The organism is Desulfocastanea catecholica, assembly GCF_054657295.1.
On sequence record NZ_BAAHYZ010000017.1, the window covers coordinates 46,603 to 63,868 of the forward strand.

At 54.2% G+C, this 17,266-nt stretch carries 15 protein-coding genes; 4 read left to right on the top strand and 11 right to left on the bottom strand.

All coding sequences use genetic code 11. The features are described from left to right. Nucleotides 1–3 precede the first annotated feature (3 nt). The 9 genes from ACYQ8U_RS15460 to fdnG all read right to left on the bottom strand — a co-directional run bounded on the left by ACYQ8U_RS15460 (nt 4) and on the right by fdnG (nt 9,772). Nucleotides 4–954, bottom strand: a complete 951-nt coding sequence (locus tag ACYQ8U_RS15460; RefSeq protein WP_459946456.1) for a D-alanine--D-alanine ligase family protein — start codon at nt 952–954, stop codon at nt 4–6. 238 nt (nt 955–1,192) lie between these two features. Beyond that, the gene (locus ACYQ8U_RS15465) at nt 1,193–2,374 is read right to left on the bottom strand and encodes a hypothetical protein (RefSeq protein WP_459946457.1); all 1,182 of its coding nucleotides are present in this window, start codon (nt 2,372–2,374) and stop codon (nt 1,193–1,195) included. A gap of 378 nt (nt 2,375–2,752) precedes the next feature. Continuing rightward, nucleotides 2,753–3,523, bottom strand: coding sequence for a hypothetical protein (locus ACYQ8U_RS15470; RefSeq protein ID WP_459946458.1), 771 nt, complete (start codon nt 3,521–3,523; stop codon nt 2,753–2,755). Between the two features lie 8 nt (nt 3,524–3,531). Next, a complete protein-coding gene (locus ACYQ8U_RS15475) occupies nt 3,532–4,599 on the bottom strand; it encodes a cytochrome-c peroxidase (protein ID WP_459946459.1) in 1,068 nt (355 codons plus the stop codon). Between the two features lie 4 nt (nt 4,600–4,603). Further along, complete coding sequence (locus ACYQ8U_RS15480) at nt 4,604–5,032, bottom strand: DsbA family protein (RefSeq protein WP_459946460.1); 429 nt, start codon at nt 5,030–5,032, stop codon at nt 4,604–4,606. A gap of 9 nt (nt 5,033–5,041) precedes the next feature. Further along, nucleotides 5,042–5,200 (bottom strand): hypothetical protein, encoded by a 159-nt coding sequence (locus ACYQ8U_RS15485; protein WP_459946461.1) that lies wholly within the window; start codon nt 5,198–5,200, stop codon nt 5,042–5,044. A gap of 66 nt (nt 5,201–5,266) precedes the next feature. After that, nucleotides 5,267–5,872 carry a formate dehydrogenase subunit gamma gene (locus ACYQ8U_RS15490; RefSeq protein ID WP_459946462.1) on the bottom strand — a complete coding sequence of 202 codons (606 nt, stop codon included), beginning with the start codon at nt 5,870–5,872 and terminating at the stop codon, nt 5,267–5,269. 1 nt (nt 5,873) lies between these two features. Further along, on the bottom strand, nt 5,874–6,644 hold the full coding sequence (locus ACYQ8U_RS15495) for a 4Fe-4S dicluster domain-containing protein (RefSeq protein ID WP_459946463.1): 771 nt from the start codon (nt 6,642–6,644) through the stop codon (nt 5,874–5,876). Nucleotides 6,645–6,652: 8 nt separating this feature from the next. Further along, nucleotides 6,653–9,772: a formate dehydrogenase-N subunit alpha gene (fdnG, locus tag ACYQ8U_RS15500; RefSeq protein WP_459946464.1), complete on the bottom strand. Its 3,120-nt coding sequence runs from the start codon at nt 9,770–9,772 to the stop codon at nt 6,653–6,655. A 761-nt stretch (nt 9,773–10,533) separates the two neighbouring features. On the opposite strand from fdnG, the gene rpsU reads away from it, so the two are divergent. Then, nucleotides 10,534–10,725, top strand: coding sequence for a 30S ribosomal protein S21 (gene rpsU / locus ACYQ8U_RS15505; RefSeq protein WP_353740682.1), 192 nt, complete (start codon nt 10,534–10,536; stop codon nt 10,723–10,725). On the opposite strand, the gene ACYQ8U_RS15510 is transcribed toward rpsU, so the two are convergent. Then, entirely contained in the window at nt 10,722–11,006 is a 285-nt protein-coding gene (locus ACYQ8U_RS15510) for a hypothetical protein (RefSeq protein WP_459946465.1), read from the bottom strand. The genes rpsU and ACYQ8U_RS15510 overlap by 4 nt on opposite strands. On the opposite strand from ACYQ8U_RS15510, the gene xerD reads away from it, so the two are divergent. From xerD to ACYQ8U_RS15525, 3 genes are all read left to right on the top strand, one after another. Further along, entirely contained in the window at nt 10,896–11,735 is an 840-nt protein-coding gene (xerD, locus tag ACYQ8U_RS15515) for a site-specific tyrosine recombinase XerD (RefSeq protein ID WP_459946499.1), read from the top strand. The genes ACYQ8U_RS15510 and xerD overlap by 111 nt on opposite strands. A 101-nt stretch (nt 11,736–11,836) precedes the next feature. Beyond that, on the top strand, nt 11,837–14,500 hold the full coding sequence (locus ACYQ8U_RS15520; protein ID WP_459946466.1) for a CBS domain-containing protein: 2,664 nt from the start codon (nt 11,837–11,839) through the stop codon (nt 14,498–14,500). A 101-nt stretch (nt 14,501–14,601) separates the two neighbouring features. Then, nucleotides 14,602–15,234, top strand: coding sequence for a site-2 protease family protein (locus ACYQ8U_RS15525; RefSeq protein WP_459946467.1), 633 nt, complete (start codon nt 14,602–14,604; stop codon nt 15,232–15,234). Here the strand turns inward: ACYQ8U_RS15525 and ACYQ8U_RS15530 are convergent. Further along, nucleotides 15,203–17,263 (bottom strand): molybdopterin-containing oxidoreductase family protein, encoded by a 2,061-nt coding sequence (locus ACYQ8U_RS15530; RefSeq protein WP_459946468.1) that lies wholly within the window; start codon nt 17,261–17,263, stop codon nt 15,203–15,205. The two genes, ACYQ8U_RS15525 and ACYQ8U_RS15530, sit on opposite strands and share 32 nt — an antisense overlap. Between the last annotated feature and the right edge of the window lie 3 nt (nt 17,264–17,266).

Below are 17,266 nucleotides of genomic sequence, written 5' to 3' on the forward strand. Positions count from 1 at the left end.
GGCCTATTTTTTTGGTCGCCCCTCCATGCCCAGCTCTACCAGACGCTCAAGAAACAGCGGGAACGGCAAACCGTGTACGGCAGCTGCCTGCGGCATAAGGCTGGTGGCCGTCATGCCGGGGATGGTGTTGGTTTCCAGCAGATATAACGTGCCCTCGTCGGTCAGGATCATGTCCGTCCGGGAATAGCCTCTGAGGCGCAAGGCCTTGTGGGCGGCCACCGCGTGCTGCTGCGCCAGCAGGGTTGTTTCTGCACTGATGCGGGCAGGACATATCTCCTCCGTCGCCCCGGCCTTATATTTGGCATCGTAATCAAAAAAACTAAAGCCCTCGCCGGGGACGATTTCGATTACCGGCAACGCCTCCAGTTTATCATTGCCCAACACGCCGACGGTCAGCTCACGGCCTTTGATATATTTTTCCACCATGACATGGGAATCATGACGCAAAGCACGGGCAATTCCGGCAAGCAGTTCCTCTTCGGATCCTGCCAGGGTCAGACCAAGACTCGATCCTTCATGGACCGGCTTCACCACCACCGGCAAACCGAACTGCTGGACCAGCTCCTTACCGTCGAGCTTCTCCTCTCCGGTAATAATCCGTGACTCGGCCACCGGCAGACCATGCAATGCATAGAGCTCTTTTGCCAGCTGTTTATCCATGGCAATGGCGCTGCCCAGCACCCCGGAGCCCTGGTACGGCACGCCAAGCAGTTCAAGAAAACCCTGCATGGTACCGTCTTCTCCGTATAAGCCGTGGAGGAGAATAAAGGCAAAATCAATCTCGGGTGCGTCGCCTGCCAATCTGGCCAGATCGGTCGCGGGATCATATCGTCGCACGATGAACTTTTCCGGATCGAGGGCTTTTTCGACACTCGCCGCCCCACTGAGTGAAACTTCCCGTTCCCCCGAGACCCCGCCGGCCACTAAGGCAATATGTAGTTTTTCTTTCTGCATAGTTTTCATCCCTCATATTTTCGATTCGATCTGACGAAGTATAATGCGAAACTCCCCTGCACCCGCAACAAACAATAGATTTGAGCAGACAGCCTCACAGCAGACTCAATATGGTACCCTTCCCTGATGGCAAGATCACGCAAAAACGTCACACACCTTCATTCATGGAGTGCACCGCCGGCGATAAAGTCGTCAAGCTCGTCGCGGCAGCACTCTGGCGAGAGCAGAGAGTACTTTATTACGGCTTACCGTACAGACTCCTGATTGTCTTAGGCAGGTCTCCCTTGGGCACCAGACGATTATCGCTGCCCACCTGGTAGAGACCGAACCACTCTTCCGGGTCCTCCCGCTCATGACGGCTCGAATCGGTTGGATCCTCGCCGCTCTTCCACCACTCGTCCTGCAGTTCAAAAAAAGCCACGCCGCAAAATTTCTCCTTGCCTTTGGCGGTACGGATATCCTGCCAGATGGCGGCAAAGTCCTTTGCCACCTTGTCTACCTGATGGCCACCAAAACCGGGCACCCATGATTTTGGCTCAAAAGGTGACGTGGACAGTCCCACCTGGGTAATAAATATTGGTTTGTCCGTTCCTGCAGCGAGTTCTTCCAGATACCCTTGATAACTGGTGCCGGTGACGGACCCCGGGGGAGAGGTGCGTACGCCATTGGCGTAGGTGTAGACGTTCAGGCAGACCAGATCGCCCAGATCGGGATTAATAATGTGCTCCTTCGGTACTTCGAGGTCGGGCCTCTCGACTGGACCGATGTGCGTCCAGCTGGTGTGGCAATAGAGATGCCTTTGACCATAACGGCTCAATTCATATTCCATGGCCCCGTCGATCAGTCGGGCAAGGGCGATTTCGGTCGGCGTCCGGTTGCTTACCTGCAGATGTTTCCCCTTGTAGCTGCGTACTTCGGGGTGGCGACTATTCGTTCTGACCACCGCATCGGCCTGCAGCTCATCCCCGACGGAAAAGAAGACCAGCCGATCGGGCCGACCGACCGTGTAGGTATGATCGATGACGCCCTTGATGTCCTCAAGGGTCTTGGCGAGAAACGGTTCCGCCAGGAAATCCTCTTCGTAGGCCCACATCCAGATATCCTGTCCGTAGACCATATCGGTCTGATCAAGAGCCGCAAAGAATTTTTTGGGCATTTTCATGGGGAAAACATGTACATAGGAAACTGCCATATCCTGCATCAAACCGAGGTGTTCCCTATACCGGTCATCATCTCCGGGGGGCGCACCATACAGGGGGGTTTCATTGGGCAGATAGGGGGAATAACCTATTCCCCTGAAAAAAACCGCCTTCTGTTTCTGCAGATCAATGAGCTCGGTCCCTCGCGTGACAAACCTCTTTGGCGCAGGTGTTGACGACGAGATTTCGGCGCTTTTTCCCGGGTCTTGGCCTGCAGCCATGGAAATACCGGCAAGCTGGGAAAAAACCGCCGCAAAAAACAAAATGAAAAAAAGTCGGTTGAGCATATTTTGAGTTTTATTTAAAAGAGTAGAGGAGGCCATCGGTTTTTATTTGTTGCAGGTGACCAACTGAAAATATTTTCGCTGTGTACTCAGTACATATGTAACATGAAACTGGGCAGGTCCCAAGGGCAATAATCGGCTGTCGGATTGGATTCGACCAGGAAGAAGCTGCAGACACTTTCTGTAAAAGACGAAAAGGCCGTCCGGTTTATGGAGTACCGAACGGCCTCTTGCTCTCCTTTTTGATGAGAGAGCGCAGAAAGATGAAGACGAGACCAGGGGAATTATCAAAAAAATTCCCCCACGCGAACGCTGCTACTCGATCTTTTTCAAACTGATCGGATTCGGCGCCATGCGGGCATAGCCCTTTCCCTGGGCGACGATGTCGAGCGGGAGGCTGGACAGATCCGCCAGATCCATGGTCATTTCTTGGAGAACCGGGTGCTCCATGACCTTCACATAGGTTTGACAGGCATCACAGGTGACAACTCGGAAGCCAGGTTCATCGTCGGAGACAATGCTATTGAGTTTGGCCGTGTCAATAGTTGCACAGTTTGGACAGCCGATAAAGCGGTATGGACCGGAGGTACCGCAGAAGGAGCAGTGCAGGTTGCGTTTGGGACCCTCGATGACCGATGTCAAGGCCGCCCGAGCAGAGCACAGGGGACAACGGCCATCCTCCCAGGGGCTGCCATCCAGCGGGAAGGTCTCGCGCAGGGCGAGAAAGTAGGGTCGGCACAAGAGGAACAGGATTCCAGCCTGCTCTTCTTCGCTATAGGGCAGGGAGGAGAGCACAGGAAATTCGCCAATCGGCAGGCGCATGAAATCGATATCACCATCTTCCAGTGCCTGACGCAGCGGTTCCATCTCCACTCCGGGGAGGCCGAAGATATCGACAAATAATTGCCAGACAGCACCGGCGCTTTGCCGCGGATAGGCCTTGGACTCCGCCGGCGACACGGTCGCGGTCTTTCTGGGCAACAGTTCGGCAACTTCGTGTTGAAAGCGCTGCCATTTACCATACAGCTCAAATGGGTCTTTCAGGTGTGGTCTTTTTTCGATCAAAGTTTGTATATCAATGGTCATAATGCTCCTTATGGAATTTTAGGGTAGGTAAAGTCGACCGGCGCACCGGACAAGCCTTCTTCAAGGAAAAGTCTGAGCTGCTCTTTCTCTGTGGGTGAAAGGTGCAGGGGCTGCAGCACGGTGTTGTCCTTGCCGCCTCCCTCGTTGAAGAATGCAATGACCTCGTCCAGGGTCTGGTAAATGCCGTTATGCATGTAGGGAGCGGTCAGGGCTATCTCCCTGAGCGTCGGTGTTCTGAATGCCTGCCAGTCTTTCCGTTCGTTGGTGAGGAGGTACCGGCCAGGATCCTCGGCGAGGGTCCTGTACTCCTTGAAATGGTAGACTTTGGCGACAAAACGGCGTGTTGCGGCAATCCGCGGGTCGTTTAAGTGCTGCGGATTCTCCTGAACGCCAAGGAAATAAAAACGGTCGTCGGCCAGACTGACACCGTCATGGCACTGGACACACTGCCCTTTGCCGGTAAAAATCGCATACCCCTGCAGCGCCTGAGGCGAGAGTGCATTTTTATCTCCGTTGAGAAACCGGTCCAGGGGAGCATCACGGGAAACAAGGGACCGCTCGAATGCGGCGATGGCCATGGCAATGCGTTGCCGGCTTATATCCCCGTCACCGAAGACCTCGGTAAAAGCCGCTTGGTATTCCGGTACGGCGCGGATCTCTTCCTCCATGTAGTCAAGGTTCTGGTTCATTTCGAAGGCGGACATCATTGGAAACAGCGCCTGCTCCTCAAGGCTTGCCGCCCGTCCATCGTGAAACAGCAATTTCTGCAAGGCGACGTTTATCAGCGTCGGAGAGTTGCGCCAGTTCCGGGTTGTCGGATAGTGGAGGGAAATTTCCAGGCCGTCACTGTAGCCGAGATTCGGATCATGGCAGGTCGCACAACTCATGGTGCCGTCACCGGATAACCTGCGGTCGAAAAAAAGCGTCTTGCCGAGTTCTATCTTTGCCGGCGTCTGCGGGTTGTTTTCCGGGACGGGAATTTTTCCGACCGGCAAAAGAGGCCCGGTCGTTCCGAACAGCGGCATAAAGAGCAACAGGCAAAGCAGCATGAGAAGCAGGCAAAGTATTTTTTTCATCCGGCTACATTCCTTTCTGCTTCAATTGCTCGTCGATGATCTTGCTGAAATACTCGAAGGGACGCTCACCGACAATTTGACGGCCGTTGATATAGAAAGTCGGGGTGTTGTAAAGATCTATCGACTCGGCGTATTGCACGTCGCCGTCAATGTCCTTACTATGCCCACCGTTGTCGATGGATGCGGTAAATTTCTTTACGTCAAGGCCCAGCTCCTGGGCATAAGAGATGAGACTGGCCCGGTCGAGCTTGGGCGAACGGGTCAGTAATATTTCATGCATCTCCCAGTATTTCCCCTGATCCCTTGCGGCCAGCGACGCCTCGGCGGCGATCTTTGAAAAATCGCGGTATTTGTAGGGATAATTCTTAATGACAAGCCTGATCTTGCCGGAGTAGGTCTGCATGAGTTGTTTGACGGTCGGACCGGCCGCCACACAGTGTGGTCACTGGAAATCGATAAACTCAATGATTGTCACCGGCGCATCGTCCGGCCCCAGGGTGGGAGAGTCGCCAATGGGGATGTCGATCTTTTTTTCTTCCGCATGAGCCATGCCGAAGCATAACAGAATACAAACACCGAGCAGTATTTTTTTCATCATCATACCATTTAAAAAGGGGATACCGTAGTATCCCCTTTCTCCTTATATTACATGGTCAAAAAGCATGGATTACATCTTTCCGGCCGCTTTCATCCACTTGGGATACCGCCTCTTTGCTTCACTGAGCGGCAGGGTGCCGCTGACCATCAGCTTGAACGTCCCTGGATTGGCCAGTGTTCCGAGATAAATGTGCACCGGCACGGCGATAACAAAGACAATAAATGCGACGTTATGCACCAGCTGTGCAAGAAGCAAAATTGACGCATTGTCTTTCATAAACCAGAGGGCAAAACCGGACAGGGCGATGGCGATTCCGGCAGCGACGATGGCCAGATAATAGAGCTTCTGGCCCGGATTGTATTTGCCCATCGGCGGAACCGTCACCTTGTGCGACAAATATCCTCCCGCCACTTTGAACCATTGCCGGTCATCGGCGTCATACTCAAGGGCATCCTTGAAATAGTGGCGCAACGAGTAGAGCAGGGACAGACTGAAAACCACCCCGCCATAGTTATGTACTGTTTTCATACCGTTGACCCCACCGAAAACGGCACTGACCGCTTGCCAGTGGAACAGGAAGGCGAAGCCCGTGATCATCAGCAGGATGCAGCTTCCGGCGAGGATCCAGTGGTTCAGTATCTCGTCGACACTCGATTTTCTTACCATCTCGGCCATGTTACACCTCCTCTTCCTTTTCCTTGTGGGGGCCAATGGCCAGATAGTGAATCGCCGCCGCGGCAACCACACCGCCCAGACCAAACAACGAGAGCGGTTTCAGATAGGTATGCCAGAAGACGACGCTGCTCGGAATGGCTGGATTTTCTTTCATGCCGTACAACTTGGGCTCATCCTTGAATGCGTAAATGGTGCCCAGGCCGCTCAGGTCCTTTTCGCCATAAATGGTATTGAACCCGTCTTTTTTGGCGGTGCTGATAAGTTCCTCCCGGTCGCCGAACTTCAATGCGCCGGTCGGGCAGGTCTTGACACAGGCCGGGTTCATTGCCGCCGCAATACGGTCAAAACACAGATGACATTTGGTCACCTTGTTCTCCGCATCGTAACGCGGAACATCGAACGGACATGCGGTGACACAGAGCTTGCAGCCGATGCACTTGTCGCGATCATAGGCCACGGCGCCCTCCGTCGTCCGGTACAATGCCCCGGAAGGACAGATGGTCAGGCATCCGGCATCCTCGCAGTGCATACAGCGCCTGCTGACAAAGAGCCAGCGCACCGGATTATCCTGCGACGGCACCTCATTGTACTGAATAATGTTGAACGCCGCACTGGCCAGGTCCGGTGGGTTCTGGTAGGTGCCGCTGTTTGTGGTCTTGATAGCCGAAAGCTGGTTCCACGACTTGCAGGCGACTTGACATGCCCTGCAGCCGATGCAAGCCTCTGGAGTGACCAGGATCGCTTTGCGATTTTTCGTAGTATCGTTTGCCATATTTCCCCCTATGCCTTCCGGACGTTGACCATGAAGGCCTTTGTCTCGGGTATCATTGTATTCGCGTCGCCCACATTCGGCGTCAGCAGGTTAGCGCTGTCATACCCGCTGCCATCCTCGGGAAACTGCCAGCCGAAATGCCAGGGAAGACCGACCTGGTGCACCGTCGTGTTGGATATCTTGAATGGCTTGAACCGTTCGGAGATCAGCGCAACCGCCTCTACCTCGCCCCGGGCGGAGGAAACGATAACCGTTTCACCGTTGGTCAGACTTAACTCTTTGCCCAATTCAAAACTCATCTCGACGAAGTTCTGCGGCTGCATTTCCAGCAACCAGGAACAGTGTCGTGTCATACAACCGGTCTGCCAGTGTTCCGACACCCGGTAGGTCGTCCCGACAAAGGGGTAGCGCAGGTCGCAGGAAGCGAAGACATCCATCTTGTCGCCGAAAATCTTGATGGTCGGATTGATACGCTGACCCGACATCGAGTTTTTCTCGACCGGACACTCCAGGGCTTCATAATGTTCCGGGAACGGACCTTCCGCGAGACCGGGACCAAAGATAGAGGCGACGCCATCCGGTTTCATGATGAAAGGGAGTTTCCCACTGGTACCCTGGGGCGGTGCACCACCGTCGGGGACATCGCCTTCCCAGCCGGGCTTGGCCGCATTCCATTTGAGAAGCGGTCGTTTGGCATCCCACGGTTTTCCCTGCAGGTCGACCGAGGCCCGGTTGTAAATAATCCGCCTATTTACCGGCCAGGCCCAGGCCCAGTCGGAATAGAGACCGAGGCCGGTTGGGTCGTCTTTGCCGCGCCGTGCCATCATGTTGACTTGCTTGCCATCTTTCTCGATATAAGAGTTGCAATAGAGCCAATTGCCGCTGGAAGTCGATCCGTCAGCCTGGAGAAAGGCAAAGCTTTTCACCAGTTCACCTTTCTTACCGACAAGCTTGGCTGGAACCGCCTTGGTATCGTAGACATCTTCAAGATAGTAGCCGTTGATCTCCTTGGCTATGGCATGGCTATCAACATGCTTGACCATGCCCGACGCATCGCGCTCGCCATATTCCCAGCTGAGGTTGACGACAGGATCAGGATAAGCGCCGCCTTCTTTCTTGTAGAGTTCTTTTACCTTGAAAAACAGCTCGTTGATGATCTCGGCGTCCGGCATTGACTGGCCCAAGGGTTCGACGGCCTTGTAACGCCACTGTCCCCACCGCCCGGAGTTAGTAATACTGCCCTCTTTCTCCATCGAAGAGCAGCAGGGCAGCATGAACACCTCGGTGTCTATTTCCTCGGCTTTCATACCGGGACCGCGCCAGAAGGAAGCGGTCTCGTTGTCAAACAGATTGACATTGACCAGCCACTTGAGCTTGGTCATGGCCTGTCGGGTCTTATTAGAGTTGGCTCCGGAGCAGGCGGGGTTCTGGCCCCAGGCAAAAAATCCTTCAAAATCGCCTTTATACATCTTATCGAAGATGTTCAGCCACGAGGCATTCATACCAACGTCCAGCTTCGGCATCCAGGAATAGCCGAAATCATTGTCTTTGGTTGCCGCCTCGCCATAGACTGCCTTGAGGTAACTGGTAATGTATTTGTTGCGGTTTGACCACCAGTTAACACTGCCCGGTTCCGTGGCTTTAGGAGTGGTTTTGGCGTTGTAGGTCGCGAGATCGACCAGGGCCGCGTTCGGTACCGGATTGTAGCCCGGCAGAATATGGAAGAGAATACCATAGTCCGTTGACCCCTGGACGTTCGACTCACCGCGCAGGGCGTTGACACCGCCGCCGGGCATACCCATGTTGCCGAGCAGCACCTGGATGATAGTCATAGTCCTGATGTTCTGCGTACCGATGGTGTGCTGGGTCCAGCCCATGGCATAACACTCGGTGCCGACACGGTCGGCTGTGCCGGTGGACGAGTAGAGTTTGTACACCTCCAGCAGTTTGTCGATGGGCGTCCCGGTGATATCCGTTACCTTTTCCGGAGTATAGCGATCATATTGCTTTTTCAGGAGCTGGAAGACGCAGTTCGGGTCCTGCAGGGTTCGATCCTTCAACGCTACGCCGTTCTCGTCCTTCTGAAAGGCCCAGGATGACTTGTCATACTTTTTTGTCTCCAGATTGTAGCCGGAGAACAGACCGTCCAACTCCGCCGGCCCTTTATAGCCTGGATTTACCAGGAACGAGGCGTTGGTGTAGTTGACAATATATTCCTTGAAGTAGAGGTTGTTGTCCAGGATGTACTTGATCATGCCGCCGAGAAAGGCGATATCCGTACCGGAGCGCAAAGGGGCATAAAGGTCAGCTTTCGCGGCGGTTTGCGAAAAGCGTGGGTCGACACAGATCAACTTCGCACCTTTTTCACGGGCCCGCATGATCCACTTCATTGAAATGGGATGGTTTGAGGCTGGATTCCCGCCCATCGCCAGGATAACATCTGAGTTTTTCAGGTCAATCCAGTGGTTGGTCATTGCACCGCGTCCGAACGACTCTGCCAGAGCCGCAACAGTTGCGCTGTGTCAGATACGCGCCTGGTGTTCCACGTACACCAGGCCCCAGGAACGAACAAGTTTTTGCAGAATGTAACATTCCTCATTGTCAAGGGCGGCGCTGCCTACGTGGGCGATGGCGTCGGTCCGATTGACCACGAACTCTTTTTCGACTTCAATCACGCTGCCGTCCGGCTGTGTCTCTTTGACCTTGGCCTTGCTGACCGTCTTGAAGCTCTTGTCACGGGAGTCTTTGACGAGGCGGGCGATTCTGTCCAGCGCCCAGTCCCACTCCACTTCTTTCCACGCCGTCCCGCCGGGCTCGCGGTACATTGGTTTTTTCACACGCGTTTCATTGTTGACCAGCTGACTCACGGAAGCACCCTTGGAGCACAGTGTCCCTTCGCTGATCGGATGATCGGGATCGCCTTCCGTATTGATAATCTTGCCGTTCTCGGCGTAGACGACTATGCCGCAACCGACCGAACAGTACGGACAGATCGTTGTCGTCTGTTTCGCGTTTTTGATCCTCAATTCCTGGGCATATGCCTTTGCAGGATCGAGGTTCACGCCAAGCGATGCGACCAGAACGGTGCCGCCTGACAGTTTAAGAAAATCCCGCCTTGATACTCCCATGTAAAACTCCTTTCTTGTTTATCACAAGTGAGGTGAGTTAAGAAGTGTAAAGCCCGATTGACATACACCTGCATCTCAACCAGACCATGTCCCCTATGTAGTCGCGCCCTCCAACCCCTCCGTTTCCTGGTGGAAGGAAACCGGAAAAGGCGCACTGGTCATGTACGCGAAACAAACCTCTGTCCATGACGAGAAAATAAAGAGGCCGTGTCCTGTTAAACAATTGGAACGGTCCCCATGCTATTCTAGTCGCCACAGTATAGAGAAATGGCGTCAAATAGGAAATCAGCCGGATGCTTTTTTTTATGTAAGGAAATTACTTAGATGGGTGATGGGAAACGGCCCTACGAAAGTAAGGTTTTTACTGAAAAACATGTAAGTCAGATACCTACATGGAATTACTGGGGAAATATAACACATTTTTTGCAGGGTGTTCTTTATGCTGCTTAAAATAAACGCTCTTTCCTGCCTGTCAACACCGATACCGAAACAAACCAAAAACAGACCATGACCGACAAAAATCGACAGCAAGCAGACCGGCCGATCACTAGTTCAATACCTCCCACGGGAGTGAACGTTCAACGATGATCGATAGGAAATGGTCCGAAAGGGTCTCGAAAAATCCATTGACAAACGCTTCCGGTGTTTAGTATATAAACGAGATTGTTTTCTTGAAACCAGAACTATTTACTAAAAAGGCAGATAACACGCTGATCTTTTGATAATAATCATGACTAATTCCCTAAACGGAGCCACAAATGATCGAAGTTGAAGTCCGAGGAGATCTTGAGTACGCAATTCGTCAGCTGAAAAAAAAGCTGCAGATAGACGGTATTAAGAGAGAATTGAAACGTCGTGAGTACTACGAGAAGCCGAGTGTGAAAAAGCGCCGGAAGCAGGCGGAAGCCCGCAGAAAACTCCGCAAGTTCAACCGAATGAAAAAATCATTCTAACAGGCTGCCTTTTTCAAAGCCTGACTGCCGTCAGGCTTTGAATCATGTCCAGTTTCCTGACAAGGCAGCCAATGGTTGACAGCTGAGGCGCCATTAAAACGACAAAAATCCCCGCACAATTTGCAGCAGCCCAAGAACTGTATCTGCACTACCTGATCTCCGAGAGAAGGCTGGCAGAGAACAGCGTCGAGGCGTATGCCGCCGATATCAATTTTTTCCTCATTTTTCTCACCGCGCAAAAAAGAAGAACCCTGAATGGTGTCGATCTGGCAGCGATTCATGGCTTTCTCGAACAAGGCCGGGAACAAAACCAGGTGGGCAATCGGACCAATGCCCGGCGTATCTCCGCGTTGAAGTCATTTTTTGCTTTCCTGCTCCGGGAAAAGCTGGTCACGCACAACCCTTTCAGCACCATTGACCTGCCACGCAGCGGCCGGAGTCTGCCTAAAGCCCTTTCCCAGAATGAAGTGCAGCGGTTACTGGCGCCGGCAAACAGCCCTACGCCGATCGCCGGCAGGGATAATGCCATGCTCTTTCTCCTTTACTCAACAGGACTGCGGGTCTCCGAACTGGTGCAGCTGCCCCTGACCGGCTGTAACCTTGCCGCCGGTTTTGTCCGGGTTATCGGTAAGGGCAATAAAGAACGGTTGATTCCCTTCGGTAACCAGGCAAAAGAAAAAATTGAACAGTATCTCAAGGTATCACGTCCGCTTATCCTCAAGGGTAAAAGAAGCAATTATCTCTTTATAACGGCTCGCGGCAGTTGCATGACCCGCCTCCGGTTCTGGCAGATAGTACGCAAAACGGCGCTGGCCGCCGGCATTGACAAAGATATCTCTCCCCATATGCTCCGCCACTCGTTTGCCACCCATCTGCTCAGCCACGGTGCCGATCTGCGTGCGGTGCAAATGATGCTCGGCCACGCCGACATCGCCACCACCCAGATTTACACCCATATCGACCAGGACAGATTGAAAAGTATCCATAAGAAATTTCATCCGCGGGGATAGCCGCGAGGACTTTTTGCCCTCCTTGTGGCGTATTCCCGAAAAATGCCCTATAATAGGTTATTATTACAACATTTTTCACTCAGGACCGACAGCTGACAGCAATGCGCCTTATCACCACACATATCAACGCCGACTTCGACGGCCTGGCATCGATGGTCGCCGCCCGGAAAATCTATCCCGAGGCCGTCATGGCCTTTCCAGGGTCGCAGGAAAGAAATGTCCGTGAGTTCATTGCCGAGAGCCTGCTCTACATCTATGATTTCCCGAAGACCAAGGACATCGATCTGTCGGCCGTCGATACGCTGATCCTCGTTGATACCCGCTCGTCCGAGAGAATCGGTCCTTTTGCACAGTGTTTGACCAACCCCGGCCTGCAGCTTCACCTGTACGATCACCATCTGCAGAACAGCGGCGATCTCCATGGGGACCTGGAAATAATCGACGATCTTGGTTCCACCACCACCCTTCTGGTGAATATTCTCCGGGAAAAAAAGATCGCTATCAGCCCCCAGGAGGCGACCATCTTTGCTCTGGGCATATATGAGGATACCGGCTCCCTCACCCATTTATCCACCACCCCGACAGATCTCATGGCCGCAGCATGGCTGGTGGAGAAAGGCGCCAAACTCGACCAGGTCGCCCAGTTCATTTCCCACGAACTGACCTCCGAACAGATTTCCATCCTGCACGAATTAATGCAGAACGCCAAACAGTATGTGATTCAGGATATTCCCATCGTCGTGGTGACCCATTCGCTCGACGATTACGTTGACGAATTTGCCCTGATCGTCAAACGGTTCATGGCCATGGAAAATATCAACGTCCTCTTTGCGCTCATCTCCATGGGCGGCCGCATTTACCTGATCGCCCGCAGCCGGATTGCCGACGTCAATGTCGGCATCATTGTCCGTGACCTCGGCGGTGGCGGCCATGCGACGGCGGCTTCGGCCACGCTGAAGGAAATGACCCTGATCGAGGCACAGGAAAAACTGATCCATACCCTGCACCGACATATCCACCCCCAGCCTATCGCCAGCGAAATGATGTCCAAGCCGGCCATTACCATCACCCCGGATTCGACCATTTCCGAGGCCAATGCCCTGCTGACCAGATACAATATAACGGCAGCCCCGGTGCGGGCGGACATTCGCATCGCCACCGCCGACGACCACGCCATTCTCGGCATCATCACCCGCCAGGTCGCCGAGAAAGCGGCCCATCACGCACTTGGCGACCGACCGGTCAGCGAGTATATGACCAGCGACGTGAAGTGTCTGCCGCTGAAGGCAACGCTGGCCGACATCCAGGAGCTGATCATTGAAAACAGGCAACGGCTCATTCCGATTGTCCAGAACAAGGCACTTATGGGCGTTATCACCCGAACCGATCTCCTCAATCGACTGGTAAACGATCCGGCCCATCTGCCGAAAAACCTGCTGCATGAAGCCGATCACCCCTCACTGGAGAGAAAAAGAAACCTCAACGCACTCATTGTTGACTGCCTGAGCAGAGAAATGATCCAGCTGCTCCAGGCCATCGGCGGCGTCGCCGATAAGCTCGAATACAACGCTTTTGCCGTCGGTGGCTTTGTCCGTGACCTGCTGCTCAAAAAACCGAACATGGATCTCGACATCGTCATCGAAGGGGACGGAATCGGCTTCGCCAAGGCACTGGCGGCACATCTGGGCGGCCGATACCGCACCCATGAGCGATTCAAAACCGCTGTGGTCCTCTTGCCGGACGGCTTCAAAATTGACATCGCCACGGCACGACTGGAATATTATGAGTATCCGGCGGCCATGCCGACGGTGGAGCTGTCGTCGATAAAGCTTGATCTCTACCGCCGCGATTTCACCATCAACGCCATGGCCATCCAGCTCAACCAGGAACATTTCGGCACCCTGATAGATTTTTTCAACAGCCAGAACGATCTGAAACAAAAGTCCATCAAGGTGCTGCACAACCTCAGTTTTGTCGAAGACCCGAGCAGAATTTTCCGGGCGGTACGCTTTGAACAGCGCATGGGCTTCCAGATATCTCCCCATACCAGACGGCTGATTGTCAACGCCGTGAATATGCAGCTTTTCGGCAAAAGCCAGGATTCGCGTTTCTTATCGGAATTGAAAATTATTTTCTCCGAGGAGAATCCGCTTCCGGCCATTCAGCGGCTGGCGGAGTTCGACCTCTTCCAATTTCTCTGGCCTGACCTTCGCCCGCATTACGAGATAGACCGAAGATTCATGCATATTCTCACCCAGGCCCAGCTGGCCATTTCCTGGTTCCGCCTGCTCTACCTCGACGAACCCTGCCGCAACTGGGTCGTCTATCTGCTGGCGATCATGTCAAGATCCGGGTTGAGCGAACTGTCGGCCTTCTGCACACGGTTTGCGGAAACGGCAAAGGTAAAGGAATACCTCCTGGACCAGAAAGATCGGGCGGACAAGGCCCTGCATCAGCTCTCCTGGGAAAACAACCACAAAAGGAGCAAGATAGTCGCCACCTTCGAAGAGATCACCATCGAGGGACTGCTGTACATCATGGCCGTGGCCAGAAAAAAACATGTGAAAAAAGCCGTCTCGCTCTACGTCACCTCGCTGCGACATATCGAAGCCGGTCTGTCGGGCAAAGACCTGATGGCCATGGGCTACACGCCGGGACCGCAATTCAAGAAAATACTCAGCTATCTGAAAAACCTTCGCCTCGACAATCCGGCAATCGAGCCGGAAGAGGCCGCTGAACTGGTGAAAAAGAAGTTCCCGCGGTAATGTGGCGGTTGCTTGCTGGAGAGGAAATAGTGCTTAGGATATGCCAGGTATGATATGACACACCATAAAAACCGGAACTTCTCAGGTAGTGAAAGAACCCGATGAACCACTTTATAACAGAGCTGCTCCTGCTCGCCCCGCCACTGCTTTTTGCCCTTACCTTCCATGAATTTGCCCACGGTCTTGTCGCCTATCGCCTCGGTGATCCGACCGCCAAAGCTGCCGGAAGATTGACGCTGAATCCGTTGAAACATCTTGACCCCCTGGGGACAATCGCCTTTTTCTTCATTAAGATCGGCTGGGCCAAACCGGTTCCGGTCAATCCCGGCTATTTCAAAAATCCCAAGCAGGATATGCTGTGGGTGGCCCTGGCCGGTCCGGCGACGAATCTGGTCCTGGCGGTAGTGAGCGCGGCACTGACCAAAGGTGTCTGGCTGCTCGCCACCATTCTGCCCTACTCGACAGTGACCGAGGCCGTTCTGGTACCGCTCAATGCGATGCTGATAGCCAGTGTCTGGATCAATCTGGTGCTGTGCATTTTCAACTTCCTGCCCATCCCCCCCCTTGACGGCAGCCGCATCCTCACCGGCCTTCTGCCCAACCACCTGGCGCTGTCCTATATGCGGCTGGAGCGTTTTGGCTTTATCATCATTATTATTCTGGCCTTCAGCGGTCTTCTGTCCAAGGCGATCGTGCCGATTATCAGCTTTGCCAATGCCCTGCTGCTGTCGTAATCTTAGTTAGGGACACCAGGGATTCATGGAAGGTCGCCCCGCCGCCTATATCGGTCATTTTTTGCGAGGTAAGATTATTTATCCCGCCCAAACCCTCTTCCCGGCCCGGTTGTTCCGCAGACCAGAAGATGCCTTCGGCGACGAGCACCCCTTTTTGGGTATCCGCTGTAATCTTGGCCAGGCGGATCGTTTTCCCCCGGCTGTTGTGCAGGACAACCTCCTCGCCATCCTGGATATTACAGGCGGCGGCATCGTCTGGGTGTACGAGGACCGTGCCGCGCATATCGGCATACAATTCCCCGAAGGTGCTGTTCAACAGGTCGGGATGCGGCGGGGTGATCAACTGCAAGGGGAATCTCGACAGCAGGTCCGGATCGGCGAACTCACCCGCGGCGGTCAGACAGGCCATGGTCGGCTCGGGCAGTGCGTCCGGCGACAGGAAACGAAACTTGCGAAACTTACCTTTGCCGCCCGTCATGACCTGGCCATCGGCGAAACTGTTGTGCGAATGCACCAGTTTACCGGTCAGCACCCCCTGCACGTCGCAATCGTCGGGCAATCCCTGCATCCCATCCAGGTAATCGACAATTCTGTCACCACAGCTCTGCTGAAATGGCGGCTCGTCAAAGCCCATTTTCCGCGCCAGGCTCTGGAATAATTTGAAGTTGCTCCAGGCCTCGCCCAGCGGTTCGATTACAGGCTGCGCCACGCCGAGATAAAAATGGCCGTACCCGGTATAGATATCGAGATTTTCCAGAAAGGTCGTCGCCGGAAGAAGGAGATCGGCGTACCGGGCCGTAGGCGTCATGACCTGTTCATGCACGACGGTAAAGAGATCCTCCCGGGCCAATCCCCGGCGAACCATCGCCCCGTCAGGATTGACACTTAACGGGTTGGAATTATAGACGATCAGGGCTTTTACCGGCGGCTCGAGGGTGGTCAGGGCATGACCGAGGTGGATCATGTTGACGGTTCTTGTCGGGTGGCCGGCCAGAGAAGGATAGGTCAGCTTGGCCTTATCGCCCTTGAAGGCGCCGGAGCTGAGCAGCACCCCCCGCCCTTTGCCTCCGGCAAAAAGACCGAGGCAGGCCGCCAGGGAAGTGATCGCCCGAACGGCCATGCCGCCCCGGCTGTTGCGTGACAGGCCGATACCTATGCGGAAAAAAGTTCTCGGCGACTGGGCGAGCAGAGTGGCAAACTCCTCCATTTCTTTTTTGGACACGCCGCTTTGCTGAACAACATGGTCCCATGTTATGCCGCGCAGATAGGCCGCCTGCTCGGCAAATCCCGTCGTTCCCCAATCAATAAATTGATGATCGACCAGGTCTCTTTCCACCAGCGACTTCATCATCCCAAGGGCCAGGGCACTGTCTCCGCCCGGTTTCACCTGCAGAAAGCTGTCTGCCGACTTTACCGTCTGATTGCGATACGGATCGATACAAAGCAGCCGAGCACCGTTTTTTCGCGCGGCGGCAACATATTGCCAGAAATGGACATTGGTTACCTTGATGTTGATGCCCCAGGCAACAATCAGTTCGGCATCGGCACCATTTTCCGGCGGGCAGCCGGGAAGATCGCCGCACTGCTTTCGCCAGCCGGCACCGGAGGCGGCCGAGCAGATGGTCTGGTCCAGCTGCGATGTTCCCAGCCGGTGGAACAGAGGATAGCCGGCAAATCTGTTCACCGCCCCCATATTGCCGGCATAGGAATAGGGCAGTATTGCCTCACCGCCGTATTGCTGCCGGGTCTCTTCCAGCCGGGCAGCGAGGATATCCAGCGCCTCCGCCCAGTCAATCCGGCGAAATTGCCCTGCTCCCTTTTCACCCACCCTGAGCTGCGGATACAATAGTCTTTCGGCGGAATACAGCCGTTCCGGATACCGACGCATCTTGCGGCAGATAAAGCCCTTGGTGTAGGGATGCGCCTTGTCGCCCTGCAGGGCGGTAACTCTGCCGTCCTTAACGGTAGCGATCATGCCGCAGCTGTCGGGACAGTCCAGTGGACATATGGTCCTTTTCTGCAGTTTCATTGC

What these genes read in the sequence shown, in the direction of transcription:
- ACYQ8U_RS15460 (WP_459946456.1), bottom strand. Translation starts at nt 954, where the DNA reads ATGCAGAAAGAAAAACTACATATTGCCTTAGTGGCCGGCGGGGTCTCG.
- ACYQ8U_RS15465 (WP_459946457.1), bottom strand. Translation starts at nt 2,374, where the DNA reads ATGGCTGCAGGCCAAGACCCGGGAAAAAGCGCCGAAATCTCGTCGTCA.
- ACYQ8U_RS15470 (WP_459946458.1), bottom strand. Translation starts at nt 3,523, where the DNA reads ATGACCATTGATATACAAACTTTGATCGAAAAAAGACCACACCTGAAA.
- ACYQ8U_RS15475 (WP_459946459.1), bottom strand. Translation starts at nt 4,599, where the DNA reads ATGAAAAAAATACTTTGCCTGCTTCTCATGCTGCTTTGCCTGTTGCTC.
- ACYQ8U_RS15485 (WP_459946461.1), bottom strand. Translation starts at nt 5,200, where the DNA reads ATGATGATGAAAAAAATACTGCTCGGTGTTTGTATTCTGTTATGCTTC.
- ACYQ8U_RS15490 (WP_459946462.1), bottom strand. Translation starts at nt 5,872, where the DNA reads ATGGCCGAGATGGTAAGAAAATCGAGTGTCGACGAGATACTGAACCAC.
- ACYQ8U_RS15495 (WP_459946463.1), bottom strand. Translation starts at nt 6,644, where the DNA reads ATGGCAAACGATACTACGAAAAATCGCAAAGCGATCCTGGTCACTCCA.
- ACYQ8U_RS15510 (WP_459946465.1), bottom strand. Translation starts at nt 11,006, where the DNA reads ATGAATCGCTGCCAGATCGACACCATTCAGGGTTCTTCTTTTTTGCGC.
- ACYQ8U_RS15520 (WP_459946466.1), top strand. Translation starts at nt 11,837, where the DNA reads ATGCGCCTTATCACCACACATATCAACGCCGACTTCGACGGCCTGGCA.
- ACYQ8U_RS15525 (WP_459946467.1), top strand. Translation starts at nt 14,602, where the DNA reads ATGAACCACTTTATAACAGAGCTGCTCCTGCTCGCCCCGCCACTGCTT.
- ACYQ8U_RS15530 (WP_459946468.1), bottom strand. Translation starts at nt 17,263, where the DNA reads ATGAAACTGCAGAAAAGGACCATATGTCCACTGGACTGTCCCGACAGC.